23 protein-coding genes and 1 pseudogene are annotated in these 26896 nt (G+C 45.6%); 7 read left to right on the top strand and 17 right to left on the bottom strand.

Annotated features, from left to right (window positions below; translation table 11 throughout):
• Positions 1–64 precede the first annotated feature (64 nt).
• From QTO06_RS17740 to QTO06_RS17725, 4 genes are all read left to right on the top strand, one after another.
• Positions 65–556 carry a type II secretion system protein gene (locus QTO06_RS17740; RefSeq protein WP_331409169.1) on the top strand — a complete coding sequence of 164 codons (492 nt, stop codon included), beginning with the start codon at positions 65–67 and terminating at the stop codon, positions 554–556.
• 271 nt (positions 557–827) lie between these two features.
• Positions 828–2567, top strand: coding sequence for an ABC transporter transmembrane domain-containing protein (locus tag QTO06_RS17735; RefSeq protein WP_331409168.1), 1740 nt, complete (start codon positions 828–830; stop codon positions 2565–2567).
• Positions 2568–2569: 2 nt separating this feature from the next.
• Positions 2570–4348, top strand: coding sequence for an ABC transporter transmembrane domain-containing protein (locus QTO06_RS17730; RefSeq protein WP_331409166.1), 1779 nt, complete (start codon positions 2570–2572; stop codon positions 4346–4348).
• Between the two features lie 263 nt (positions 4349–4611).
• Positions 4612–5160, top strand: coding sequence for an MSHA operon transcriptional regulator (locus QTO06_RS17725; RefSeq protein WP_264403164.1), 549 nt, complete (start codon positions 4612–4614; stop codon positions 5158–5160).
• A gap of 184 nt (positions 5161–5344) precedes the next feature.
• On the opposite strand, the gene QTO06_RS17720 is transcribed toward QTO06_RS17725, so the two are convergent.
• The 5 genes from QTO06_RS17720 to QTO06_RS17700 form a co-directional block, all read right to left on the bottom strand.
• Positions 5345–5560 carry a hypothetical protein gene (locus QTO06_RS17720; RefSeq protein WP_005442113.1) on the bottom strand — a complete coding sequence of 72 codons (216 nt, stop codon included), beginning with the start codon at positions 5558–5560 and terminating at the stop codon, positions 5345–5347.
• A gap of 99 nt (positions 5561–5659) precedes the next feature.
• Positions 5660–6784, bottom strand: a complete 1125-nt coding sequence (locus QTO06_RS17715; protein ID WP_331409164.1) for an HD-GYP domain-containing protein — start codon at positions 6782–6784, stop codon at positions 5660–5662.
• 258 nt (positions 6785–7042) lie between these two features.
• Positions 7043–8248, bottom strand: a complete 1206-nt coding sequence (locus QTO06_RS17710) for an aromatic amino acid transport family protein (protein ID WP_045481733.1) — start codon at positions 8246–8248, stop codon at positions 7043–7045.
• 173 nt (positions 8249–8421) lie between these two features.
• Positions 8422–9615, bottom strand: coding sequence for an iron-containing alcohol dehydrogenase (locus QTO06_RS17705; protein ID WP_331409163.1), 1194 nt, complete (start codon positions 9613–9615; stop codon positions 8422–8424).
• 181 nt (positions 9616–9796) lie between these two features.
• Positions 9797–10429 carry an SDR family NAD(P)-dependent oxidoreductase gene (locus QTO06_RS17700; RefSeq protein WP_331409162.1) on the bottom strand — a complete coding sequence of 211 codons (633 nt, stop codon included), beginning with the start codon at positions 10427–10429 and terminating at the stop codon, positions 9797–9799.
• A 293-nt stretch (positions 10430–10722) separates the two neighbouring features.
• On the opposite strand from QTO06_RS17700, the gene QTO06_RS17695 reads away from it, so the two are divergent.
• Positions 10723–11994: an HD-GYP domain-containing protein gene (locus QTO06_RS17695; protein WP_331409161.1), complete on the top strand. Its 1272-nt coding sequence runs from the start codon at positions 10723–10725 to the stop codon at positions 11992–11994.
• A gap of 80 nt (positions 11995–12074) precedes the next feature.
• Here QTO06_RS17695 and QTO06_RS17690 read toward each other — a convergent pair whose 3' ends face one another.
• Complete coding sequence (locus tag QTO06_RS17690) at positions 12075–12677, bottom strand: 2OG-Fe(II) oxygenase (RefSeq protein WP_005433965.1); 603 nt, start codon at positions 12675–12677, stop codon at positions 12075–12077.
• A gap of 168 nt (positions 12678–12845) precedes the next feature.
• Positions 12846–13613, bottom strand: a complete 768-nt coding sequence (locus QTO06_RS17685; protein ID WP_012128162.1) for a TerC family protein — start codon at positions 13611–13613, stop codon at positions 12846–12848.
• 330 nt (positions 13614–13943) lie between these two features.
• Here QTO06_RS17685 and QTO06_RS17680 point away from each other — a divergent pair, with 330 nt between their 5' ends.
• Complete coding sequence (locus QTO06_RS17680; protein ID WP_331409160.1) at positions 13944–14900, top strand: LysR family transcriptional regulator; 957 nt, start codon at positions 13944–13946, stop codon at positions 14898–14900.
• Between the two features lie 16 nt (positions 14901–14916).
• Here QTO06_RS17680 and QTO06_RS17675 read toward each other — a convergent pair whose 3' ends face one another.
• From QTO06_RS17675 to QTO06_RS17660, 4 genes are all read right to left on the bottom strand, one after another.
• A complete protein-coding gene (locus tag QTO06_RS17675) occupies positions 14917–15798 on the bottom strand; it encodes a YjjW family glycine radical enzyme activase (RefSeq protein WP_331409159.1) in 882 nt (293 codons plus the stop codon).
• Positions 15799–15819: 21 nt separating this feature from the next.
• Positions 15820–17364, bottom strand: a complete 1545-nt coding sequence (locus QTO06_RS17670) for a YjjI family glycine radical enzyme (protein ID WP_331409158.1) — start codon at positions 17362–17364, stop codon at positions 15820–15822.
• Positions 17365–17552: 188 nt separating this feature from the next.
• Positions 17553–18179: a LysE family translocator gene (locus QTO06_RS17665; RefSeq protein WP_045451948.1), complete on the bottom strand. Its 627-nt coding sequence runs from the start codon at positions 18177–18179 to the stop codon at positions 17553–17555.
• A 339-nt stretch (positions 18180–18518) separates the two neighbouring features.
• Complete coding sequence (locus QTO06_RS17660; protein WP_331409157.1) at positions 18519–19730, bottom strand: HD-GYP domain-containing protein; 1212 nt, start codon at positions 19728–19730, stop codon at positions 18519–18521.
• Between the two features lie 460 nt (positions 19731–20190).
• On the opposite strand from QTO06_RS17660, the gene QTO06_RS17655 reads away from it, so the two are divergent.
• Positions 20191–21897: a putative bifunctional diguanylate cyclase/phosphodiesterase gene (locus tag QTO06_RS17655; protein ID WP_331409156.1), complete on the top strand. Its 1707-nt coding sequence runs from the start codon at positions 20191–20193 to the stop codon at positions 21895–21897.
• A gap of 89 nt (positions 21898–21986) precedes the next feature.
• Here QTO06_RS17655 and QTO06_RS17650 read toward each other — a convergent pair whose 3' ends face one another.
• The 6 genes and pseudogenes from QTO06_RS17650 to QTO06_RS17625 form a co-directional block, all read right to left on the bottom strand.
• The gene (locus tag QTO06_RS17650) at positions 21987–22460 is read right to left on the bottom strand and encodes a response regulator (RefSeq protein ID WP_005442071.1); all 474 of its coding nucleotides are present in this window, start codon (positions 22458–22460) and stop codon (positions 21987–21989) included.
• Positions 22447–23784, bottom strand: a complete 1338-nt coding sequence (locus QTO06_RS17645; protein ID WP_038896477.1) for an ATP-binding protein — start codon at positions 23782–23784, stop codon at positions 22447–22449. The genes QTO06_RS17650 and QTO06_RS17645 overlap by 14 nt, the downstream gene beginning before the upstream one ends.
• A gap of 3 nt (positions 23785–23787) precedes the next feature.
• Complete coding sequence (locus QTO06_RS17640; RefSeq protein WP_005433728.1) at positions 23788–25206, bottom strand: SLC13 family permease; 1419 nt, start codon at positions 25204–25206, stop codon at positions 23788–23790.
• A gap of 209 nt (positions 25207–25415) precedes the next feature.
• A complete protein-coding gene (locus QTO06_RS17635; protein WP_331409155.1) occupies positions 25416–25895 on the bottom strand; it encodes a GNAT family N-acetyltransferase in 480 nt (159 codons plus the stop codon).
• Positions 25892–26368 carry a GNAT family N-acetyltransferase gene (locus QTO06_RS17630; RefSeq protein WP_331409154.1) on the bottom strand — a complete coding sequence of 159 codons (477 nt, stop codon included), beginning with the start codon at positions 26366–26368 and terminating at the stop codon, positions 25892–25894. Before QTO06_RS17630 ends, QTO06_RS17635 begins: the two co-directional genes overlap by 4 nt.
• A gap of 79 nt (positions 26369–26447) precedes the next feature.
• A pseudogene (locus QTO06_RS17625) lies at positions 26448–26896 on the bottom strand (transposase); the annotation flags it as partial.

The following is a 26896-nucleotide window of genomic DNA, read 5'->3' as shown; positions in this document are numbered from 1 at the left end:
CCTTTACAACCATAATTTTGTTCCAGAATAGCAGACTATAAAAACACATATTCGGAGGTTGGTTGTGCGTAATACCAAAGGTTTTACACTGATAGAATTGGTGGTTTATATCGTCATTCTTGGCGTGGTAAGTGTCGTTGCGCTCCCAAAATTTCTTGGTATCCAGAAGGATGCTCGCATCGCTGTCTTGTATGGTGCCCGTGAGGCGCTGATGACCGCCAACAATCAGGTCTACGCAAAAGCCGTGATCCAGTCGCAAGAAAACGTCGATTCTGGAGAGCTGATGAACATTGACTTGGACAACGACGGCGTTAACGATTTGATTGGCTATTACGGCTATATTAAGAATGTGATTCCGGCTCACGATTTGGCGGGATTTGATCCTCAGTTAACCATCAATCGATGGTATGGCGTCGAAGACGAAGAAGAGCCCTACTTTCTTATCGGCTTCGCAAACAAGCCTGTCGATATTTTCCATCTCTGCTACGTAGAGGTGTATTATCCGAAAACCGCAGGTGGTCAAATAAAATACGGAATTCAAACCAGAGACTGCTAAAACCGATAAAAATAAGCTTCAAGAGTGATACTTTTGGAGCTTTTACCCGCCTTAGAGACAGAACTTCGCAAAAATAGCATTTAACAATAATTTCACAATATCTTGTTACATCCTCGCCTTTCAGCAATACATAAGGTTGCGATTCATAGAGCCTCTATAAAATCGATACATTGTGTTGTTTTTCATTTCGCTCAAAAATTATGCTTGTAAACTCATCCATTCGCTCAATAATGGTTCCATAATAAATTCAATAATTTAAGCAGGAGGCGAAATGAGAATATTCTGGCAGCTACGTTGGTATTTCCAACTAAAGTGGAAGCAGTATGTGGGGTCCATCCTGCTATTTGCCGTCATTTCAGCCCTTCAGCTTGTTCCTCCCAAAGCGGTCGGCATTATTGTCGATGGCGTGGTAGATAATACCCTCGAAACCAGCACCTTAGTGATGTGGTTATTAGGCCTTATCGTGCTGTTTTTTGCGATATATGGCTGTCGAATACTGTGGCGGATCTGGTTATTTGGCGCGAGTTGGGAACTAGGCACCATTTTGCGTAATCGCCTTTATCGTCATGTCTCTACTCAGCCCCCTCGATTCTTTGAGCGCTACAAAACTGGCGACCTGATGGCTCGTGGTACGAACGATGTTCGCAACATTGTTATGACCGCAGGTGAAGGCGTGTTAACTGCGGCCGATTCTCTGATCACTGGTATCGCGGTACTGATCATCATGGTGACGCAAATCAGTTGGAAGCTGACTGCAATGGCATTATTGCCGATGCCGTTTCTTGCCATCATCATCTTCTTCATCGTTCGTATTCTGCATAAACGATTCAAAATCGCACAAGAAGCCTTCTCTACGATGTCAGACATGACTCAAGAGTCATTAAACGGCGTGCGCATGCTGCGTGCTTTCGGATTAGAAAACCAAGAGCAGCAACGTTTTGAAGAGGTTGTGGATGATACGGGCGAGAAGAACATCGCCGTTGCCCGTGTCGATGCGCGCTTTGATCCAGCCATTCAGCTGACTATTGGTATGTCTTTCTTTTTGAGCGTGGCGTCTGGTGCCTACTTAGTTGAACAAGGTGATATCACACTCGGGGATTTGACCGCATTTACTATGTATTTGGGTCTTATGATCTGGCCTATGCTGGCATTCGCGTTCCTATTTAACATCTTGGAAAGAGGCTCTGCCGCGTGGAACCGTCTGCAAGAAATCTTCGATGAAAAGCCAGAGATCGTCAGTGGTGAAACGTCATTGGGCACTCAACCTTTACCCTTGCAGATCAAGATTGACGAATTCCACTGGTCTAACGATCTGCCACCAGCACTAACTGATGTTCACATCACCCTTGAGCCAGGAAAAATGCTCGGCATTGCAGGCCCAGTTGGCAGTGGTAAATCAACCTTACTAACCTTGTTGCTTCGTCAACATGACATGGATAACGGTACGATTCAGTTTGGTGATGTCAAAATTAAGGACGCAGTCCTGCCAGAGTGGCGAGACCGTTTTGCTGTTGTTAACCAAAGCCCGTTTTTGTTCTCTAAATCTATCTTCGACAATATCGCTCTGGGCAACCCTAACGCATCAAAAGAAGACGTTTATCGAGCGGCGAAACTGGCTTGTATCCACGACGATATTGAGAAGTTTCCTGAAGGCTACCAAACAGAAGTGGGCGAAAAAGGCATTACCCTCTCTGGAGGTCAGAAACAACGTATCGCCATTGCACGCGCCATGCTGCTCAATGCCCAAGTATTGGTATTGGACGATGCCCTATCCGCTGTTGATGGACGTACCGAGCACCAGATTCTAAAGAACTTAGAGACTTACTATCGAGAGCAATCATTGATTGTCATTGCCCACCGTCTCACTGCTCTAGAAGCGGCAGAAGAGATTGTGGTGTTGAATCACGGACACATAGCAGAACGTGGCCAGCATGGAGCACTTCTGGAACGTCAGGGTTGGTATGCGGAGATGTACCAGTACCAGAAACTAGAACAGGCAATGGAGGACTAATCATGAAGCAATCGACAACGTTTAAACGGTTAATGTCTTACCCATTGTCACAGCCAAAGCCGATGCTAAAAGGCTTGGCGCTACTGTTTATCGCGGCGTTAGCCAGTGCTGGCGGACCTTGGCTGATTCAATATTTTATTGATGAACACATCGCGAAAGGTGATTACTCGCGTGACATATTGATCTCACTTGCCGCAGGTTACATTGCCTTGCAGCTTATCTCAGCGGTGTTTCAATACTTCCAATCATTGCAATTTAGTATTGTGGCAACCAACACGATCAAAACGATTCGTAAACAGGTTTTCTCTGGCGTGATCAAGCAGCCTTTATCGGCATTTGATTACACTCCTGCGGGTAAGTTGGTTTCTCGTATCACCAACGATACGGAATCGCTGCAACAGTTTTATGAGTTATTGATCGCCACTGTGGTGAAAAACGCAGTAATGATCTTGGTAATGTTGGGCGTCATGTTTTACATGAGTTGGAAGCTAACCATCGTCGTGTTGGTGCTGCTGCCAATCGTAATCGGCTTTATGTACTTGTTCAAAAAGCTCAGTACAGAAAGCTATCGAAACATGCGTGACCTACTGACAGACATTAACGCCAATTTAAGCGAATCCATTCAAGGTATGAGTGTGGTGCAGTTAATGCTGCAAGAAGAGCGCTTCAACAAACAGTTTAACGGCCTCACTGACGACCATCTGGTTGCCTCGAAGAAAGTGATTCGCTTGAATGGCTACCTATTGCGCCCTCTGATGGATTTGCTCGCAGGCCTTGCCCTACTCTCTCTTGTAGCTATCTTTGGCTTCAATGGTGTCGAGCTGATTGGCGTGGGTGTTCTGTACGCTTTCATCAGTTACCTAGCGCGCGTGACCGAGCCTTTGATTGAGATGACACAGCAGTTGGCATTGCTTCAGCAAGCATTGGTATCGAGTGAGCGTGTATTCGAGTTGATCGATGCGCAAGAGCAAACTTATGGGGATGACCATAAGCCACTGCAAACTGGTGCGATTGAGCTTAGCAACCTGACCTTCAGCTACGATGGCAAACAAGACGTCTTGAAAGACATTTCACTGAAAGCGTCGCATCAAGATTTTATTGCGCTTGTTGGCCACACCGGTAGCGGTAAAAGCACACTCGCTTCTTTGCTCATGGGGTTCTACCCAACCGAAATCGGCGAACTGCGGATTGACGGGCGTCCATTAAAATCTTTAGGCAAAGACGTGCTGCGTAAAGACGTTGCGATGGTACAGCAAGACCCACATATTCTTCCTGCCAGCGTCCGTGAGAACATCTCTTTGGGCAGAAAGGTAGAAGATGAGCAGATTTGGGATGCGCTGGAAAAAGTCGGCCTTGTTGAACAGATTCGTCGTTACCCGAATGGGTTAGATACGCAACTTGGTCAAGGTGAAACGAGCCTTTCGGCAGGCCAAAAACAATTGCTTGCGCTCGCACGTGTACTTGTCGCTAAGCCTAAGATTCTGATTTTGGATGAGGCAACGGCAAACATCGACTCGGGTACAGAAGCGTTAATTCAAAAAAGCCTTGAAGTGCTTCGTCAAGACATGACGCTTGTTGTAATAGCTCACCGCCTATCGACGATTTTGGATGCCGACCAAATCATCGTTCTTCATCACGGAGATTTAGTTGAAAGTGGTACACACAGGGCGCTGTTAAAACAAAATGGTCGATATGCACAGATGTATCAACTTCAACAAGCCAATCGCCATATTCAGCAAATCGAAGAGGAAGACGACAAGCAATTCGAGGAAGCTGTTTAAACAGTCTGCATAATGCGCTACCACTGACTTGAAGCCCGTTAGCTATGCTGCGGGCTTTTCTTATACGAAAGTTCCATTCATAATCTAAACAATTTCTTTATTTCTTACCTATTATTGACATAACCCCTCGCTATTATCCGCGAGGTCGTTGTAAAATCGCGTTAATTATCGACACGAGCTATCCCCGCAAAAGTGTTTTTCGTTTCGCTCACAGCTCATGTCGAACTGTTTTCTATTGCATATTAATTTCATGACTGAAGTCCATGGACCAAGATAAGTTTACTAACATCTATCGCTTGCCAGGTTCGTTACAAATTCGAATCGCTAAGTGGCAAAAGACTTTCCGCGGCACATCTGATTTAGTTCTTCATCAGGTGCTGATGGAACGTAATAAGCAATTTAAGAAACCAAGCTTTTTGCCAAAGAGCTGGTGCATCACGCCTATCGATGAGAATGACATCACCATTACTCATCACGGTAAGTACATTCAAACCGTCATGCGTACCATGCTGGATAGAAAAGTGTCGTACAAGCGTCTTTTCTTGTCTCGTATGGATGCAGAGAAAGGTGAAAAAGCCCTGCGTGAGTACAAACTTGAATGGGTAAGAAAGCACAATCAAATTGCTAAGAAGTACAACCAAATCAAGAAAAAGCAGTACATGAACTTTGCAAGAGAAGAGGAAGAAACCCTCTACCCTTCGATTCCTAAAGGCGAGTTTGATAAAGCGTTATGGAATAAATTGGTGGTGTCTACTTTTGGTCCCGAGAAAAAGTACAAAAACCCCCATTATGTACGCAAAGCAGATTTCTAAAAAATCCCCCGACTGTTCGGGGGATTTTTTTATGCTTTCGATACGTTAATAGTGACATTGTCACGAAGAGATTAAATCAGGATTGTTATTAACGCAGCGAGCGTTGCAATTGTACAGCGCTCGCTGACGGACGAGCTGCGACGGTGAGAAAAGTAGGATGAGAGTCGCAGCATTGTTGAACCAGTTAATGACGAGCGTCAGCGCCAAACTCTACTTCTTTATAGATATCGGCCAGTGACTTCTTACCTTGTTTGTCCTTGGCTGAACGCTTTCTTGGTTGGTAATGATACTCTTGGTCTTGCAAAGCTTCTTCATGTTCCTTTGCAGACTCTACGAATTCAGCATTCGCAAGTGCTTGTTGGCGTAAGCGGTTTACTCTTTCTAGGGTTTCCCACAACATACTTCACCTCCAAACGAGTTGCTGTATACATATACAGTATTATTTATTCTGACCTCCTAGTCAATATTTTGATTCCCTTCACGGTTTGCTCCTCCACTCTCACATTAAACCCATACCAGCGTAGTGCTCTGGGTACTTATGAATGATCTGTTTTAGATAGCCTTGATGTTCGCGCAAGGCATTCACGCACTCTCGGGATAACAAGCCTTGGTAAACGCGTTTCTCTAGTTCTAACAAGGCATACGGAATTGACCACGCTTGACGATATGGATGATGGGTGGTCATGACATCAAACACATTGGCGACGGCTGCTATTTGCGCAGCGATTGGAATACCTGAATGCTCAAGACCATACGGATAACCAGAGCCATCTAGGTTTTCATGTTGGTAAGAAATGATTTGTTGGAACAAAGTGACGCTCGGATGAACCGGATTGCCGATTCTTGCCACAATGTTATCTGCTGATTCCACACATTGTTCAATGTGCTCCGTTAACAGCGCTTCTTGTTCTGCATTCACACAGCGACGATTGCACACGATATCTGCCGGAAGCTTAATGTCGCTTAGAGCATGATAACGAGTGAACATGCCGATTTGCTCCACAACCTCATCACTGAATTGGTATGTATCAGCAAGTTGGGTGGCAATCAATTGAGCGTACATGCCCATTCGTTTACTGTGCGAGTAAACCTCTGGTGAATAACCTGGCATTAAGCACTGCATTCTTTCCGCTAACAGCTCGATAGCGTTAACAACATGGTCTTCCGACTCCACCGCGAACTGCACCATTTCAAAGTAAGGCTTTAACCCATTCAAAGCTTCTGCACTAAACGCATTAGGCTGAATCGAATTGAGAAAGACAAAACCAGTAAAGGTTTGGCGATCGTAACAAGGGATCGCAACAGATGAGTGATAACCTTCTTTCAATAAGGTTTGAATGCGTGGACAGTGGTTAATGTCGTAGAGATCGTTAACAAGACGAGGAATGGCATTGTCAGCAGCAATGCTTAAGTTATGAAGTTTACGAAGTGGCGCTTCATGATGAGCCAAACACCAAGTGTCGAACTCACTCTCAGCAAAGGATTTTAGCATGCCTTGTTTTGGGTGGTATTTTGCAAAAGACACCCTATCGACACACGGTAAATGTGCCTGCATCCTATTCTTCAGTGTTTGCATTTGCTCATTGAGCGGTTTTGCAAACGGGTAAAAGCTCCGGTGCGCCATACTTCACCTCCACACCAAGTAGAGAAACCAGAAGAAAAGGCTCATGAAAGTCAGCGTATTTGATGTGATTAGAGCGGCTTTTCTCCACCTAAATTATCGACATACCACAACTTAAGTGTACGAAATAAAAACAGATTTTCGCCAATCTTTTCACCGAAAATTATACGGTAATTTAATCCAGATCAAAAAAACCAGCGCACTTTCGCACACTGGCTTTTCAATACATGATGAGTTGTTCGTTATCTATCAGCTTGGTGATTAACCCAGCGCAGGAAGCACGCCCAGAGTAATGAGTAACTGCGCCATCACAATTCCCGTACCTGCAATGCCCGTTACTAATAGTGCTCCCTGGCCACCTGCCACGCGGTATTCTCCTGTAAACTCATCAGAGCGGCGCACTTTCAACACCATCACCAATGGTAAGAAGATAGCAAGAATAGCCAAAGCAATCGCTGCGTAGCCCAGAGCCATGATGAAACCTTGTGGGTAGAACAATGCAAAACCTAATGGCGGTGTGAAAGTAATTACAGCAGCAACCAGACGGTTTGGTTTTTCACTGTCGCCTTTAATGGTATCACCCAAGAATTCAAACAGACCCAAGCTCACACCAAGGAAAGACGTCAAAAGAGCAAGGTCAGCAAATACACCCACTACGCTACCAAGGTTTGATTGGTGAACCGTTTGAGATAATTGACCGATAAGCGCACTTAAGCCACCGTTTTCAATCAGTGTATCTTGGCTCACAACACCAAGCGTCACGATTTGCCAGAAGATGTAAATAACCAAAGGAATCGTAGAACCAACGATGATGGCTTTACGTAGAGACGAGGTGTCGCCATCTAGGTAGTTCACAATCGCAGGAATACTGCCGTGAAAACCAAAAGAGGTGAAGATGACTGGAATTGCTGCAACGATAAGGCCTTGTTCAATTGGCATGCTCAGCAAGTAAGATTCGGTCACGTTTGGCGCAAGAAATGACAGCACAGCGATCATCGTCACCATCTTAAGGCCAAACAGCACTCGGTTAACCTTGTCTACTGTTCCTGTACCAACTGTCACAACCATAGTGACGATAAGAGTAAAGATGATGGTAGAAGTCGAACCTGAAATATCCAGCCCAAACCACTCTGTTAGACGGTCACCAAACTGAGCACCGCCACCAGCAATGTAAGCGGCACACAATGAGTAGAACAAGAACAGCATCGCAAAACTCGCCACCCACTTGCCCTTCTGACCAAGGATTTGCTTCGCCAAAGTATGAAGGGTTGCACTGCTGTCCGCATATTGGTGAAGCTCAAGCATCAATAGCGCCGTAAACGCCATTAATGCCCACAATCCCAACATGATAATAAGAGAGGTTGAGAAACCAATACCTGCAGACGCAAGAGGAAGCGCCAGCATACCAGCACCAATCGTAGTCCCTGCAATAATCAGGGTGCTACCAAACACTTTAGATCGACTCATTGTATATTTATCTTTACAGCTTAATAAGATTTATCAGCATCAGATCGGGCTACAGCACACCAGACCTAACACCATATTTGGAATGATGACGATTCTGTAGGATCTTTCTAATAAGATCAAGCAAAGTGTAAGGATAAAAATCCATATGTGTAAATTATTTTATACAGCGATAGTTAAACTCTGATTTCCGCGAGCAATTGGGCGCACTCTTCCTCATTCATGAACTTAGGCACAGGATAGTTCCAATGCGCTTCTTTAAGTATCAAAGTCACCAACTCGTCAGTGTCGGAGGTTTTCAACAATGACGACGTTTGTTCGATGCCAATCTCGTTGTACAGCCCTTCCAACCTGTCGAGGAACGCTTGTGCATTTGGCATAGCTTCACGTTGAGCATCCATTAACGCTTCGCTTAGCGCGGTAAGTTGTGGCTCAATCTCAGAGAAAGAGAACCGAAGCACAGGCAGCAAAGCAAGACCATTTGCCATTCCGTGAGGCAAACCATACTTAGCACCTAGGTTATGCGCGAACGCATGTACATAGCCAAGACTCGCTTTGGTAAAGGCAAGGCCTGCATAGTAAGACGCCATCGCCATTTTTTGCCTAGCTCGAATATCGCTGCCCTCTTCTACTGCAAGAGGGAGATATTGGAATATGAGTTTAACAGCGGCAACGGAATACGCTTTGGTTTCCGTCGTCGCGTTACGAGAAATGTAAGCTTCTACAGCGTGTGTTAACGCATCAATACCTGTATCAGCCGTTATCTTCGCAGGCAAACCAACCAGCAAATTCGAATCTAATGCAGCCATCAAAGGTACTAACTTCGGATCCATTAATGGGGTTTTGTGGTGGGTATCTGGTTCAGAGACGACCGCAGCAATCGTCACTTCCGACCCAGTACCCGATGTCGTCGGAATCACGAATAAAGGTGCAGGCGTCCTCCACACGCGAAACAGACCAGCGAGTTTCTTAATGGATTTCTTGTTGGTGACTCTGGCTGCGATGACTTTGGCACAATCCATTGCAGAACCCCCGCCGAGCGCCAAAATCGCATCGCAACCGGATTCTAGGTAGACATTTAATCCACGTTCAACTTGATCATAAGTGGGGTCCGGTTTTACCTCTGCATAAAGTGCGACGTCTAAACCTCTCGTTCTGGCACTTTCTGCTACTTGCTCTGCCATTCCCATTTTTACTAGCCCTTCGTCGGTAACGAGGAGCAGCTTTTTGAATCCAAGATCGGCGATAGCTTCTGTGAGTTTATGAATGCTACCGGGGCCGGAAAATAACGTTGGTTTCGGCAGAGGAAGAACGTAAGCGGCCACCTTCAGTCCATTGGTGTAACCGCGATAAAGCAGATGTTTCAACATACAAAGTCCTTTTTCTTTTGAGTATTCATTCTAGATGCTTTTTTCTTCAGCTCGAACTGGTAAGGTCACAGATTCATCTCTCCGTTAGCATTCTTGACAATGAAAATATCGAGACTCTATACGAAAGCAGGGACAGCGCCTAAGCCCTGCCCCTGCGGATTATTCCGTTTATCGTGTGAGCTTAGTACGTCAATTCAGGGTCGACACAATGGAAGATCTCCCCACTTCCCTCGCCTTTTTCAAACATCTCAAAAATCAACCGAGCCACTTCTTGACGGTATACCAAACCATGCACTTCTTTAGGTTCAATCAACGCACCATTGCCTGTTACTTCACCATCTTTCAAGCCACCGGGACGAATGATGGTGTAATCCAAGTCGCTGGTTTGTAGCCATGCTTCCGCCAAGGATTTCTCTCGCACTACACCGCCAAACCCCGCTTTAGAACGGTCAGAAAGGTATTTCCAGCTATCACCGCAACCAAGTGACGTCACTAGTACAAAACGCTTGATCGATGCTTTACAGGCAGCATCAATAAGGTGACGATGGCCAAGGTAATCTACCGGAATGTCTGCACGGTAGCTGCCCATCGTGCTAATGATGATGTCTTCTTGATCGAGCTGCTCAACAACGCGATCAACCTCTTCAGCAACCGTGGCATCACATGCAAACGTTGACTGACAAATCACCTTCAGTTCTGGGCTTTTGTCTGGATTTCTCGCCACACCGACAACTTCTGCGCCTTTTTCTGCAAAATACTTAGCAACTGCCAAACCAAGGCCGCTACTTGCACCCCACACTACGACTCTTTTCATAACTTACCTTTACGACACAATATGATAATGAGAATACTTTACATCACTATTTATGTGGTTTTCAAAGGAAGTCAATCAAACCAAAAGAAATCTTTCGAAATCAATAAGTAGTTCAAAGAAATGACTAAGAATGGCGAGCTTGAGATGAATTTTACGTGCGACAAGCGGTATTATTCCCGATATAACTATAACGAAGTCATGTGCACCCCTTTTAGGTATTAATTCGCTGTCGCATTCCCCTAAAAACATCAAAATAAAATCAGCACAGGCGAGTAAAAACGTCGGTAATTACAATGAAGCAACCTTCCTACTCCGATTCTTCTTCGGGATTTGAAGTCGACCTAAAACAAGCCCTTATCTGGGTGGCGCGTGCGTTAGATTACGTAGGCGTTGACGATACACACCATAGCCATCGCGTCGCTTATATTGCCTACCAATGTGCGCTGGAGCTTGGTTGGGCCGAGAATAAAGCAGAGTTCTGTTACTTTGCCGGTATGGTTCACGACTGCGGAGTTTCCGAAACACGTGAACATACCATGCTACTTGAACAGCTCGTCCCCCAAGATGCAAAAGCCCACTGCATTCGCGGCTACCATACCCTCAAGCAATGTCGACTACTCTCTCAATTCGCCACCCCAATTCTTTATCATCATACTCACTGGAAAGAGCTCGAACACATCGATATTCCGGCATTTGAAAAAGACGTCGCGGCTCTGCTTTATCTCTCTGATCGTCTCGATTTTATGCGCGCTCGCTACGTTTCCAACTGCCACAGTGATCTTGTCACTTTGCATGAAGAATTGATTGCCGAGTGCGTCATGGCTAACGCAGGCACGTTGTTTAACCCGCATATGTGCGACGCCATGGTTAAACTGGTCATGACCGATGCGTTTTGGTTTGCAATGGAGTCTGAGCACATCGAAACGATAGGGCTTCAATTTGAGAACATCGACTGGTTACAGAAACAGTTAACCATTGAGGACATGAACAGCTTGGGCTTGTTCTTAGCACGCATTGTGGATGCCAAAAGCCCATTCACTTACCAACATTCACAGAAAGTGGCGGAGCTATCGCGTTACTTAGCAAAGAAAGTGGGATTGGATGAGCACGAACAGGAGATGATCTTTATTGCAGGGCTCGTTCACGATATTGGCAAACTCAAAACGCCTGATGAGATCCTTCACAAAGAAGGTCCATTAAACGAGCGAGAGTACACACGCATCAAACGTCATACGATTGATACTGAACTTGCCCTACACAAAGTCTTTCCTAACGCCAAAATTGCCGAGTGGGCTTCCAATCATCATGAGCGCTTAGACGGTACAGGTTACCCTTATCATAAAACCGGAGAAGACTTGGACGTCCCTTCACGTATCATTGCCGTTGTCGATGTCTTTCAAGCACTTTCTCAAGATCGCCCCTACCGTGGGCGCATGACGCAACAAGAAATTGCCATCATCATGGATGAACAAGTCGAATCAGGAAAGCTGTGCTCAGCTGTCTATCAAGTGTTATGTTCAGACATGCAAGCGTGCTATGAGCTTTCGACTGGACTTTACGGCTAAGATTGCGAGTCAGAAGATAAACGAAGGGACACCGCTTTGGTGTCCCCTTGTTGTTAAAACTGTCCTGATAAACGCTCGGGTTAGTGTGCAATATCAAGTTGGTTGTCTTTTACACCGTTAATACGGAACCAGCCCGCGATACTGAATCGCTCAGCGTTTGTCGGCAATACTTCGTGCGGGAATTGCTCTGACAAGAACACGAACAGACGACCTGAGCGCGGTGGAATCTTCGCGATCTCATTGTCATTCAAATCGTATACCACCAACTCACCAGCGTCTTCTTCGCTCCACGATTCGTTCATGTAAAACACCGTTGTTAGACGACGGTTTTCATTGCCTTTGAAGCAATCGAGGTGTTTTTGGTAGAAATCACCTTTCTCGTATTTCGCGAAGTGCGCTTCGTACTCAAACAAACCAAGGAAGAAATGGCGGTTTGCTTCCAAACGGATCTCTTCCATCTTGTCTAAGAAAGACGCAACTGGCGCGCCCATATCGCGCTTCAACCATTGGATCTTGTCACTACGAATGGTTTCAATACGAGTCACGTCGTCGTTACGACCAATACGTGCCTTCTTCCAATCATCAGGAATACAGTCACGCAGCTCAGCCACTTCCTCTTGAGAAATAAAATCATCCCAGATGTAGTATCCGTGCGTCGATAACGCGTCGATCAGTTTGTTCATTCTATTTTGTTCACTCGAATAAGTTTGGGCGGTCTATATAAGAAATTCGTGCTACAACAACAAATTCCATTTTCTATTGACACGACAAATCCACATAAATCGCGGAATGCAGGCGTAAAAAAGCCGCTCTCGTGAGCGGCTCTAATAGGTTCAATTGCTGCGTTTCAATTATCGAGTTTGAAGCGCAATAGAACGAGGTCGAATAGGACGAATTCGTTGAATCACTGGGCGTTGTTTTTTCTTAAGCTGGATATGACACATTTCCAACACTAGACCAAACGCCATCGCGAAGTACACGTAACCTTTGTTGATGTGAATTGCAAAACCTTCTGCCATCAACAGACCACCTAGCAATACAAGGAACAGCAGTGCAAGTGTCTTAAAGCCCGGGTAACGCGTCACTAGGTTGTTGATTTTCTCCGCCGTCAACACCATCACAATCGCTGACGAAATGATCGCCGCCACCATGATTGGCACTTCGCTCGTTAGACCAACCGCAGTAATCACCGAGTCCATCGAGAACACAGCATCAACCGCAACGATCTGAAGCAGAACCACAGCCAAACCAGTACGAACATGAGTCGAGTGACCGTGTTCAGTGTGCGTTAACCAACTCCACAACTCTTTCAAGCTTTTAGCTAGTAGGAATGCACCACCCGCAATCATAATCAAATCACGACCAGTAAACGCGTAGTCGCTAAAGCTGATTAATGGCTGGGTAAGCTGCATGATCCAAGAGATCGAGAACACCAAAACAATACGCGCCATCACCGCTAGGCCAATACCTAGATTTCGGGCAAGTTTACGCTGGTGTTGCGGTAATCGTTCACACAGAACGGAGATGAATACGACGTTATCAACGCCTAAGACAACTTCAAGAGCAAACAAGGTAGCGAAGATAGCCCACGCTTCTGGTTGCATGAAAAGTTCTAACATGAGTACGCCTCCGGTGATTGGAAGCCATACGATGAATTGTTCAGTCGACTAAAGGGGTCGTCCATTAAGTTTATTTAAACCTCTGTTACTTAGGAAAGCTGAGTAAATCACCTCTCCTATTTGTACGCAATCCCTTATTTTGTCAGGCTTATGTCAGCCACCTTTCGTACTCTAAAGGTTATTACCTTCGTTCAACCCATCAGGTGCCGAGTTGAGCCAAATGTTTATATAGAACACGAAAAGAAACGCCTGATTTTCCGTGTTTCTACAATAGTAAAAAATTGTTTCATACTGATATACTGGACAAAATCACACGAGTTAGTCTTACGAATGGATTACATAACACTCTCACGCATTAGCCTTAAACACCTTACTGTATTGCACATGCTGCTCACGACACACAGCGTTACTCAGGCAGCGGAACAACTTTGCGTGACCCCTTCCAGCGTGAGTAAAACGCTCAGCCAATTGCGTGACATTCTGAAAGATGACCTTTTTTACCGTGATGGCACTCGTTTAGTCCCAACTCCGTTTGCATTGAACATCGGTCCTTCAGTGCACGGCATTCTTTCCAGCATGAATGGTTTGCTTTACCAAGGCTCATTTAATCCCGCGTATTACGAAGGCCGGTTCTCATTAGCAATGCGTGAAAGCACCTTTGAGATCTTCGCCCCTATGCTGCAAAACCTGTCTCAACAGATGGGCAGTAGAGCGCAATTGAACGTCTATGCGAAAGAACAAATGAGCTTCGACTCTCTGATCCGCGGGCAAGTCGACTTTTTGATTCTGCCGCACGACATCAGCCAGCCACCAACCCACAACAAAGACTTGGTATGGCAGACGATTCTAGAGGATGAAATGATCTGCCTGATGGGCGGTAACAACCCATTGGCAAAAGAAGAACTCTCGGTAGAAAACTATTTGTGCGCAAGACACATCGGCATTCACGATAAAGACTTATCTCAACCCTACTTTGAACAGAACTTAACTCAGCGCTACGCCAAGCGCAGTGTCGCGATGCACGTGGCGGACTTTGGTTCAGCCGCAGTAATGTGTCACCACTCCGATTATCTGTTCACTTGCTCAAAACTTTGGGCACGAATGGCATTGCAAGCCAAGGGGTTGGTAGAGAGACCTTTGCCGTTTGAGTACGGGCAAGTGGCGTACAGTTTGGTGTGGAATAAAGCGAGCCTGAACGATCCCGCTTTAAGATGGCTACAACAACAGGTGCTTAAGGCGTGTGAGACCTTGGGAGGATGCAGCAAACCAAGAGCAAACAAACTCTAAAGTTATCTCTTCGGCGCTACACGTAGACCGATGGCATGGTCATTGGTCTACTAACAAACTGACTTAATCGAGCGTGAAAGCGTTCCATTTCATCCCTAGAGCATTTCTCCCATTCTTGCGCCTCACCAACCACTCCGTGATGTTGAAACGCGTTCAGGCGAATGTTGACTGATTCTGGCAACGCTTGCAGATAATGCCCTACCGTTGCAACTTCCGTATCTAAATCGCTTTTACCCGGAATATGAAGCAAACGCACTTCGTACAACTTGCCTGCTTGCGCTAAATACTGAATGGTTAGGAATACACGGTGGTTATCTCGCCCGACTAACCAATGGTGCGTTTCGCTTTGCCACGATTTAAGGTCAATCATCGCGCCATCCATGTAAGGCAACACTCTTTCCCAACCTGCGATAGATAAAGAACCATTGCTATCGATGAAGCAAGTGAGATGCTGTAATTCAGGATCGTGTTTGATCCCTTTAAATAGCGCTGTAATGAAAGGAAGCTGTAAGGTAGATTCCCCACCGGATACAGTAACACCGCTAATAAAAAAGCGCTGTTTGCGTATCAAATCGAGCATTGCCTCCACAGAGTAGTCAGTAATTTTTGGATTAGATTGGTGCTGACATATCTCTGTACAACGATCGCAGTGGGTGCACTCCTCTTTAAGCCAAACAACGTTGTTGCTTTCGTCGAACTTCAGCGCGCCAACCGGACACTCGCTCACACAATCACCACAATGGTTACAGTGATTGATGGTGTGCGGATTGTGACAGTTGATGCACTGATAGTTACAACCCTGTAGAAAGATGACTAGACGGCTTCCCGGTCCATCAACACAAGAGAACGGAAGGATTCGAGTGACCTTAGCCAAGAGGTTTACCGATCGTCTAGTCATCTTATTCTTATCCGTCGCCAATTACTTAGCGTAAATCGGTGACATTTCGTGACTCACCACACGTGGTGAACGCTCTAAAATACCGGTGTTCTTCGCCGCTTCTGCACCTAGGAATGTGGTATTGGTACGTGAACCTTCTGCATCGTATTTCGCAATATCAGACAGTTTCACCATGTAACCCGTTACGCGAACCAAGTCGTTTGACGCAACGTTTGCTGTGAACTCACGGTAGCCAGCGTTAAGCGCACCTTTACACAGGTTGAACATCGCTTCTGAGTTTGATTTCACGGTTTCGTCGATGGTCAGAATATCGCTGATGCCAGAACGGTAGTATTGGTGGTGGCCTGCTGTTGCTTGCACGTAAGACACGGGATCTGGCTCGTTGCCGTAAGGAATACGAACGCCCGGCGTTACATCCAAATCTAGGCTGATACCGCCTTGTGCGTGCAGTAGCGCTTTGCCTTCTAGACCAAACTTCACTGGTGTGCTTTCTACCAATTCAGACAGTTTTGCAGAGATCGCATGACCTAGCTCGTTTGCCGTTGCATCTCGGCCGTAACGGCTGGAATTGCCCTCTTTCTCTAGCAATACGTTTACCGCTTCTGCCATGCCGTAGATGCCATACATTGGCGCAAAGCGAGTTTCTTCGATTAGGCCTTCTTGTGTTAGGAAACCTTTGAAGAACTCGGACTTTTCATGCAAGTGTGAAGCGCGTGCGTCTATCAGCTCAACCATCAAGCCGTGATATTCTGGCAGCACGTTTTTGAAGAAGTCTTCACGATTATCTGCACGGTTTGCTGCTTCTTTTAGGTTCATACGCACTAACGTATTTGAACCACCAGCCAATGGCAGAGAGTTGTAGCAGCTCACGATACCAAAACGACCACCTTCGTAAGCATTCGCGTGCATTGGGTAATTCGCGATATGTGGCTTGCTGCACTCACAAATGTTTTGTGTTGCTTGCTTTAGCAAATCGTCTGGTGTGACAGCTTCGTCGTACATGAACGTCAAGTTTGGCGCGATCTGTTTTAGCTCGGCGTCTACTTTCAAAATCGTACGACAGATGATGTTGTCCGTCGGGCCAATGTTCACATGCATGAACGCATCTGGCAACGTGCGATCAAGCATGATCCAGAAGTGCTTTAACTTTTTGTAGATTTGCTCGTCAGTGAGGTCACCAACGTAAGGCATTAGCACATCATCAAGTTGACCAAGGTAAACCGGAATGTTGGTTACCGAAGGCACATGATGGTAAATGATGGTCAACATGTTGATCGCATCATCGAAATCTTCTGCTGGAGCTAACTCCAAGTATTCAGAACCTTGAGAAAGAAATTTTGCGTAATCTGGCAAAACATAGCGCGGCTTAAACGGCGCGTGACCTTCAAACATGTCACATATGACGCCTTGCTGCATTGCTTGGCTTACCTCATCAGAGATAGTCATATATGGAATAGTGGCTTCCGCCTCCAAAGCAAGAAAGTTCGATTTCTGTTTTGGAGACAAGTTGCTATCTATCGCGATAGCAAGGAAGCGCTGCTGAAGATCAGAAAGGCTTTGAGTCATCTAAGATGTTCCTGAAGAAAATACAACGGGTACACCCTTTCGAGCTTATACCTCTAAAGGGTAGGTTGAATTCTACGCCTCAGGACTCTTTGCCACTAATGAAAAAAACAAAAACGTCAATTTCCATTTTGGAAATAAGGTTTTTCTAATTTAGCTTACTATTTAATAGTTTAGGTTGATCCACGTTTTTAGCTTCTGTGCGCAGTCGATAAAGCTAAACCCGCACTGATGAATACGCCGCCAGTCAGACGGTTAAACAACTTGGCTCTTCCCTTGGCAAATAGCCAATTCGATGTCTTCACTCCCAGTAAGCCGTAAAAAGTTAACCAACTCAGTTCAAACACAACAAAGGTACTAGCAAAAATCATGTATTGAGTGAATAGCGATGCAGAAGGGTCAATAAACTGAGGAAACAACGCGGTGAAGAACACAATCGCTTTAGGGTTACTTGCTCCAACTATAAACCCACTGCTAAACGCACTAAAATAATCAGAAGACGCTTGTTCCGGTTTGGCTTGCGAAAAGTCGGTTTGTTTTGAGCGTAACGCCTGAATACCAAGCCAAATAAGATACGCCGCACCACACCATTTGATGATGTTAAATACGAACTCTGAAGAAGCAATCACAACACCAAGGCCGGTGAAAGACAGAGTAAGAATGATGGTAATAGCGGTTAAACTGCCAAGCGCAGTCACAAACGCTTGGCGAAAGCCGCTGCTGACGCCTTTGCTCAAGCAAAGTAACGAGCTAGGGCCTGGAGAGGCGGTCAGAACAAGTATCGCGAGGGTATAGTAGATCCAAGTATCGAGTTGCATTGGCGCTCCTTTCCAATGTACGGATGAATGGGTGAATTACGTGGAATAACGACTTCAATCTGCGTTTCAATCCATGAAACGTTTTATAGAAAAGTACCACATCATTCGGTTCATAACTGAACAGATTAACAGCCAAACAAGCCCTTCAACAAAGCGATCAGAGTAAAGAGTCTCGGCAACAAGCCAAAGCAGAAAACACGCCTTCGTTTATCTCTCAACTAGGTCACTTTGAACTGTCTAGTTATGCAATCAACATACTGGGAATATGCAATCGTGTAAAGTGATTACTTATTCGACAAAGTTGCTCACAAACACCATTAAGTGTGAGGTTATCCTGTGTTAGTCGTAGAAAGGTTTTGGATCCACTTCTAACGATGACGGCGCTATCGCCTTCTCAACCGAATACGAACTGCTTTTTAAATCCACCATCGCGACATCGATGTAACGCTTGTATTTACGTGAGTAGAAACACTTTACGATTGGCTTCAGCGGCTGAGAATCGTTGGATGTCCACACAATGCCGACTCGTCCATCGCTCAATTGGACAATCGAACCGACAGGGTATACGCCAATGCAGTTTATGAACTTGTACACCAAATCAGGATCAAGGTGGAACGGGGTCAAACTCAATAGGATTTTAAACGCTTCCGCTGAACTCATGCCCTTTTTGTAAACACGATCTGCGGTCAATGCATCGTAAATATCGACAATACAGCTCATGCGACCGTGCATGGGGATTTGTTCACCAGATAAGCCACGTGGATAACCCGTACCATCCAGTTTTTCGTGATGCATCAAACATACGTCTCGACTGACATCACTTAAGCCCTTTACACCCAAGATGATTTCACCAGCAAATACTTGGTGAAGTTTCATGTGTTCAAACTCTTCAGGCGTTAAACGCGCAGGCTTATGTAAGATCTCGTCATCGACTTTGATTTTACCTACATCATGAATGATGCCGCCGATAGCCAACTGCTTGAGCGTGTCTTTATCTAAGCCTAAATGCTTACCGAAAGAAACCAACAAGCATGCCACGTTTACCGAATGCTCAAGCAAGTAGCTGTCTTTTTGGCGTAATGCAGAGACACATTGAAGCGCATCAGAGTCGATGAAAACGCTCTCGATCATGTCATCGGCCCACGATTCAATCTCGTTGACCTCGATGAGTTTACCTTCAAACGTTTGGTTCAGGAGCTTCTGAGCTAACCCTTTTGCTTCTGCGATCAACTTTTTCGCACGCTTATGCTGTGCTTCACGAGAACGAAAAGCGCGTTGGACTTTGGGTGAAGTCGTGATTTCAGAGGCAGACAAGGTAACATCGTGTTCTTCTTCGACAGGTTTGAACACACACTCTTGAGCAGAAAGTTTCTGGTCGACCCAAACGAACTTCACCCCACTTGCTCGCAGTTTTTGAATGCCCTGCGCAGTGGAAACACGTCCCGCATTGGCGAGGTTAACGCGCTTATTTTGTTCGATTGCAGTCACGAACATACCTATACTTACATCTGCAATGGCTATCTTTATTGAGTCTTCTGGTTTGTACTGCATATCGCGAAACTTTTAACACCTGTTATTTAGCAGACGCATTATAAGAGATATGACCATTCACTGTTATAAGAATTCGCTATCATTTAAAATTAATGAGCATTCAGTCAATATATGAGACATTAACCGTTCAATAAACCACTTTTAATTTATGGACTTAGCTCAAATAATCATCACAAGTGGTAGGAATTTCGATAATTTGGGTGTTGAATCAATAACTACTTAATACAAACAGTATTTACTGTTGACCAAAGTTTTATAAATGCCGATTATTAGTCGCATTATTCTAATAATTACTCTATTACACAGAAACTTTTTAAGCTCATTAACACAACAGACTGCCAATCTGATTCGACTAGCTTCGTTTGCAGTGTAAAAGGACAAACTTCAAAAATATGTCATTTGCGTGTAGCCCGACTTATATACTTATCTCCACAGCAATTTGGATTGCGGGAGCAGTATCTTGACCAACAAGGTTGATCAAACCATTTCTGAGCACGATCGCGAGTTTTTGCAGATCGTTGAACAACGCTTCATCCATATCTTCGATGTGTTCAGTGAAGGACTCTTCTACATGGATGAGTTTGGCACCATGGTTTTCTACAACCAGCGCTTCTATGAGCAGTTTGGCATCAATGCGGGCCGTATTAACCTCGATAGATGGCTTGATTTGGTTCACCCGTTAGACAGAGAACGCCTGTCTAAACGCGTTGACGCCCACATCAATACCGGCAATACACGCGTAACGACAACCTACCGCCTGCGCAAACCAAATGGCCAATACGTTTGGATTGAAGGCGTCGCAATGACCAAAGAAACAGAACATGGTCATTACATGGTTGGCAGCCACAGAGACATTTCTGAGCGAAAGCTGATGGAAAGCTACATCCATCAGGTGGCCTTCCATGACAACGCGTCTGGTATGGCAAACCGTGCGCATCTGCTACTGAATATTAATGAGTTAGTGAAATCTCAAAGCACTCACGCATCGATTTTTTACATTCAGATTGAAGAGATCAAATCCTACCTCAACCAATACGGCAGTGAGCTTGTCGACGGCTTGGTTGAGAAATTGCTGCAAACCTTAAGCCATCTCCCTTCTCCTAATTGCACCGTTTATCGGGTTCACGACGATGACTTTGCCATCCTCGTGCTTGATGATGTGCCGTTGGAAGCGCTTCAAGCCTACGCTCAGACCATTAAGCAAAAATATCATGAAGCAGTCGTGGAAGAAGGCCAGTACCTCGGCAGCAACATAAGCATCGGCTTATACCCTTGTGTTGACCCAGAACATTCAGCCGAAGAGATCGTGCGTAAAGCAGCCCGCACATGCCAATACGCGAACGAGAAGAACAAAGATCGTATCGCGGTTTACAGCCAGAAAACGCAGTATGCCGTGGATCGTTATTTCTTTATTGAGCAAGGTTTGAAAAACGCACTGGAAGAAAGAACGCTGAGCGTAAAATTTCAGCCAATCGTCAGTGCATCCGATTTGCAAGTGGTGAGTTTTGAATCTCTGGTACGGTGGCGCAGCAAAGAATTTGGCGAAATCTACCCGGATGAGTTTATCCCTGTGGCAGAAAACAAAGGCTTGATTGTCGAGCTTGGCTACCAGGTGTTTGAGAAGGCATGTCAGTTCATTAAGAGCTATCGCGAACGCTATCAAAATCAAGTTCGTGTGAATGTGAACGTGTCTGTTTTACAGCTTCTTAATAGCGAGTTCCCGAGCAAAATCAAAGCAATGACAGATGCAGTCGGCATAGAGCCGCAAGCCATTGTGCTTGAGCTGACCGAGACCTTTATTCTGGACAATAACCAAGCCGCCATTGCGCCATTAAATACGTTACGAGAGCTTGGTTTCGCCCTCTCCTTAGATGATTTTGGTGCGGGTTACAGCTCGTTGAACTGCTTCTTTGATTTGCCAATGACGCAAATTAAGATCGATAAATCGATGGCGTGGAAAACCCTGACCAACCGTTCTTCTCGTGAGTATTTGAAGTTCTTGATCACCATGTGTCGTGAACAGAATATCGAAGTGGTGATTGAGGGCATTGAAGACGCGAAGATGTGTGATTTCTTTGCGGAAATGGGCGTGGATTACCTGCAAGGTTATTGGTTCTCGAAACCCCTATCGGTGGCCAGTGCTAGCCGATACACGTTAAGCCAGTAGTTTCTTTTTAAACCAATAGCTTCTCAAACAACGACAAAATCTAACTGAGCTAGTGAGTTTTCTAGCTCAGTTTGTATTGTATTCAGCGGTTATCTCAGACGGTCAAACACAACATTCTGATCTAAGTGCTCGTGGTATTCGGTGTAGTCCAAGCCCATATCGAAGATGTACTTCGTCACCAAGTTTCTCACACACTCCACCAATTGCTCTGCCTGCCACGGCTTTTCGAAGTAACGGTCGATACCCGCAGAGTTAATCGCATTGATTGTGTCCGTGTGCGTCGCCTGTCCAGTAAGCAGCACTTTGCGCGTACGAATGAATCGACTGTCTTTGGAAATCTCCGTTAGCAGCTCAACACCGGTTTTACCCGGCATCACGTGGTCAGAAATGATCAACGCAATCATCTCGCCTTCCGCGTCTAACTCATCCATTAATTCGAGTACTTCATCGGCAGACTCGCAATCTTCAATGTTGAGCCACTGGCTTAACGACTGTAAGTCTTGCAGAACCGCGCTTAACACCTCTCGCTGGTCATCAACGCAAATTAAATTAAGCTTGTCCATGTTCGTCCTCTACCGGTAGTTTAATTCTAAATATGGTTTTTTCGCTGTCGCTTTTCACTGCAATCGAACCGTTATAGCCCGCTACAATTCGCTTCACGATCGACAGCCCTAGCCCTAAGCCAAACGACAAGCCACCTTTCTTGGTCGTGAAGTTTGGCCGGAAAATCTTTCTGCGTGTCGCTTCATTAATCTCAGGACCGTTGTTTGCAATGGTTACTAAGATCTTATTTTTGCTCACGCGCGTTTGTATCTCTATCGCTGGCGAGTCCGTTTCTCTCATGGCATCGCAAGCGTTCTTTAAAATGTTGACCCAAATTTGCACCAGCTCGGTTTGCGAGCCTACAAACAGAGGTAAATCAGCCGGACTAAAGCGCACACTGACGCGTCTTAAATCGCTTTGTAGCAACGCAAGCGCTTGGTTTATCGAGTCGTTGACTCTGAGCCCTTCTTCTTTGTCTATGTCTGTACGACCTAGCTGTTTCACTGATTTCACGATGCCAACGGTGTGTTTTGAGGCAATGCGCAAATCGTGCAAATCACGCCCCATCTGCCAGTAACGAATCGCTTCTTCTGGGCGCTTTAACCAATGCTCGTTAAGGTAATCGGTCGGGACAGCGCGAGCTAACTCACGGGCTAAATCTTTAGGCAAACCGTAATATTTCTCGAAATGTCGCCCTCGTGTTCTTGCTTCGCTTGAAGAGATTTTTTGACCTTGCATCAATCCGAAATCAAAAAACTGGCTCGCTTCAGGATGCACCTCTTCAAGCAATCCCATGATCACCGATTCCAAGCGCTCTGACTTACTGCTCACCACGCCAATGGCATTGTTAAGCTCATGCGCAATGCCTGCAGCCAGTTGGCCAAGAGTCGTCATTTGCTCTGCGGTGTGCAGTTTTTGCAATGCCTTCTCTTTGCCCAACGCTTCTTGCATCGCTCGACGTTGACGACGAGAAAGCTCGTTAACCATTACCGGCATAAACTGTGCGGTTAAAGGGCCGTACTTACCTGCTTCTACCGCTGGCGTATTGCGCTCAATCCACGCTAACTCAACGTCCGTTTGGGCAATCACCGTTGAAGAGGCGGTCCACGTTCCAGAGAAGAAACTGTGCACACCAATAAACGCGCCCTTAGATGCTGCAAACACCTGAGTCTGCTTTTTGCCATCCTCAGAGAAGTAACCAGCAAGCTCGCCAGACAATACGTAATAGAGCCGCTCGTTGTAGCCGTCTTGCTCAATCAATACCGAGCCTGCCGACACCGTAATGCGACGCTCGATATGATTGAAGTAACGCTCTACCAGCGTATCTAATTTACTCTCGTACATGGCTTAACCAATGTGTCCTACGGTGTGAAGGATCCACACCATCAAGAAACTCAACAACACACCAACCACACCCAGTACAACACCAACACGCGCCATTTGATTGCTTTGCACATGGCCTGTAGCGTGAGCCAACGCGTTTGGTGGCGTACTGATTGGCAGAGACATACCAAGCGATGCCGCAAAGGTCACCACAAGAATCAACGTCACTTCACCGCCGAGTGGTGTTAACGATGCCATTGAAGTGCCGAGCGCCGCCATAATTGGCATCAGCAAGTTCGCTGTCGCGGTATGAGACATAAAGTTCGCCATCAGCAAACATAAGAACGCCGCACCGAACAGCACCACATAAGGCGAGAATTCATCGAATGGAATACTGTGAACCACCAGCCTTGCCAAACCTGTCTTGTCTAGTGCAAGACCCAACGCAATACCGCCAGATACCAACCAAAGCACATCCCAAGAAATCTTCTTCAGATCTTCTTTGTTGATGATGCCCGTCAGTGAAAATACCGCGACCGGAATCAACGCTACCGTGTATGAGTTCATACCGTGCGCCGAGCCCATCAACCAAAGCAGAATCGTGCCCGCAAACGTGATGTACACAATGATGGCTTTCGGTGTTTTCAAGAATTTACTCTTGATGTTGAGGTCAATTTTGGTCGTCTCAGCTTTGTAGAGAAAATCGATCAAGAACCATGCTAGCGCCATCATCACAATGACAAACGGCACGCCAAACACCATCCATTCACCGAAAGTAATAAGGTTGTCGCCTACTAGGTATTTAAGCGCAATCGCGTTTGGTGGCGTACCAATTGGAGTACCAATACCGCCGATGTTAGCCGCGACAGGGATACACAACGCAAACGCAATGCGTCCTGGATCTTTCGGGCCAAACACCGCGATAACCGGCGTCAAGATGGACAACATCATCGCCGTCGTTGCCGTGTTCGACATGAACATCGAGAAAATTGCGGTAATCAGCATTAAGCCCAGCATGACGTATTTCGGGTTTTGTCCGAACGGCTTAAGCAGCACACGCGCTAAGTTCACATCCAATCGATACTTGGTTGCCGCCATCGCGAGGAAGAATCCGCCTAAGAACAGCATGATGATTGGGCTGGCGAACGTGGCCATGATGTCACTGTATTGCAGCAACTCACCAAAATGAGGTTCTCCCTCATCAAGCCGAAAGAAAATGATGCCCTTATTGGAAACGAGCAACAACTCAAGCACGATGATCACCACAGAGGTGGCGTAAATTGGGATCGGTTCAAATACCCAACAGAGTGCAGCGAGCAAAAATATCGCGATAACGCGCTGCTGAATGATGGTCATACCTTCGAATGGAAACGCTGACAGTGGCATCAGCAAAATGAGCAAAGGGATCACCGTTGGGATGATGTATTTGAGATAAGGGCGCATAGTTCTACTTCTCTTCCTGAGATGGTTTGCCGTGAGATAACTGACGTAAGGAGCTGTTTTAACTGGCTTCCTTTCGCCACTCCGAAGAGAAATTATGCGCGCGCTTTTGAGGAGGAATTCTGGTGTTAGATCAATGAACTCTTATTCACCGCAGAAAACATGCGGTATCTGTGTTCAAGCTCACTAATTGAGCGAGGATTATTTATTGATCACACATCCTTTTCGTCTAGATGCCTTTCCATTACATAGTTGGTTAACGTTGCACCACGGACTTCGATTTGCTGCTCGTTCACAACAGTAAAACCCATGTGCTCATAGAAAGGTCGAGCGGTAATACTCACTTCTGAATAGATCCTATCCAGCCCTTTTGCTTCTGCTTGCTTGATTACATGAGTCATCAATGCACGTCCTACACCTTGCCCTTGGTATTCATGATGGCAGAAAAAGTGATCGACTAACCCACTTGGCTGCACATCGCTGTAGCCAACGATGACGCAATCTAACTCAGCAACAAAAGGCTGGATAGCGGTCATTTTCTTTAGCCACAGTTGTGAATCAAACTCGTCCGGCGCCCAAGCTTTCACTTGTTGCTCGGTATAATCTCTAAGATTAATGTTGCGGATAGTGTTGTAGAAAAGTGCCCACAGTATCGGGGCATCTTGCTCACGAAATTCACGGATCATCATCAAACGCCCCTCAATAAATCAATCTGCATGAGTTGCCCTCGCACACTCGGCTCTCCCACTGGATACCAGCCATGTTTTCGATAAAAACGTTCACCGGCATCATTGCCCGGAATGTAGCGTAATCTGGCGTAGGCACAGCCATCATCGACAAAACGCTTCAATAAGAAGTCTTGTAACTGCTTCCCTAGCCCTTGGTTGCGGAATTCTGGCTTCAAGTAAAACAGGTTAATGTAACCAAATCGCAGCCCTTCATCGTCCAAAACCGGATGTCGGCACTCCAGTTGCCCGATGATTTGACCATCTTTAATGACATGGAAGAATCCCGCTTCGTTGTCATTGACGATCAATTGAAACCAAGAAGTGATTTCTTGAATATCAAACCCATCCTGATGGCCAAAACTGACCTCATAAGCGTCTTTTCGAAACGCGATACACAAATCCAAATGACGTGATAAATCTACAGGAATAAATTCCATCTAGGCCAATCCTTTTTATTCTTCGTCTTTTTTCTATATAGACATTAGGGCGTGTTGAACTTTGCTGTACATTTCGTGTTCAACAATACATCGGTAGCCACATTAACATAAATGCCAGCGATAACATGCTGGCATAATTCCTTTCTAGCTTGTCATATCTACTTGAATTAGCTCGATAATGCTTAATTCTCGCGAAGGCATTTTCGACCAATCTAGCTTGTCATACCTACTTGAAATAGCTCGATAATGCTTAATTCTCGCAAAAGCATTTTCGACCAAGTGACGATACTTGTATAGACGCCAATCCATACTGTCTTTGTCTATATCTTGTCCGTAATTACGTTTAGCTATTACCGTTTCTCCGCCACGTTCCTTAACAAAAGTACGGAAAGGTTCGCTATCATATCCTTTATCACAAACGATGGTATTAACTTCATCTAGTTGTTCAACTAAGCTTTCGGCATGCACTATATCGTGGCGTTGGCCTTCCGATAAATCAAAGCAAATCGGCAGGCCACCACTATCCAC

Origin of the sequence: Vibrio sp. M260121 (assembly GCF_036533715.1) — a bacterium.
Lineage (GTDB): Bacteria > Pseudomonadota > Gammaproteobacteria > Enterobacterales > Vibrionaceae > Vibrio.
The sequence above is the reverse complement of the archived record's forward strand: the minus strand, read 5'-3'. Positions and strand labels throughout refer to the sequence as shown.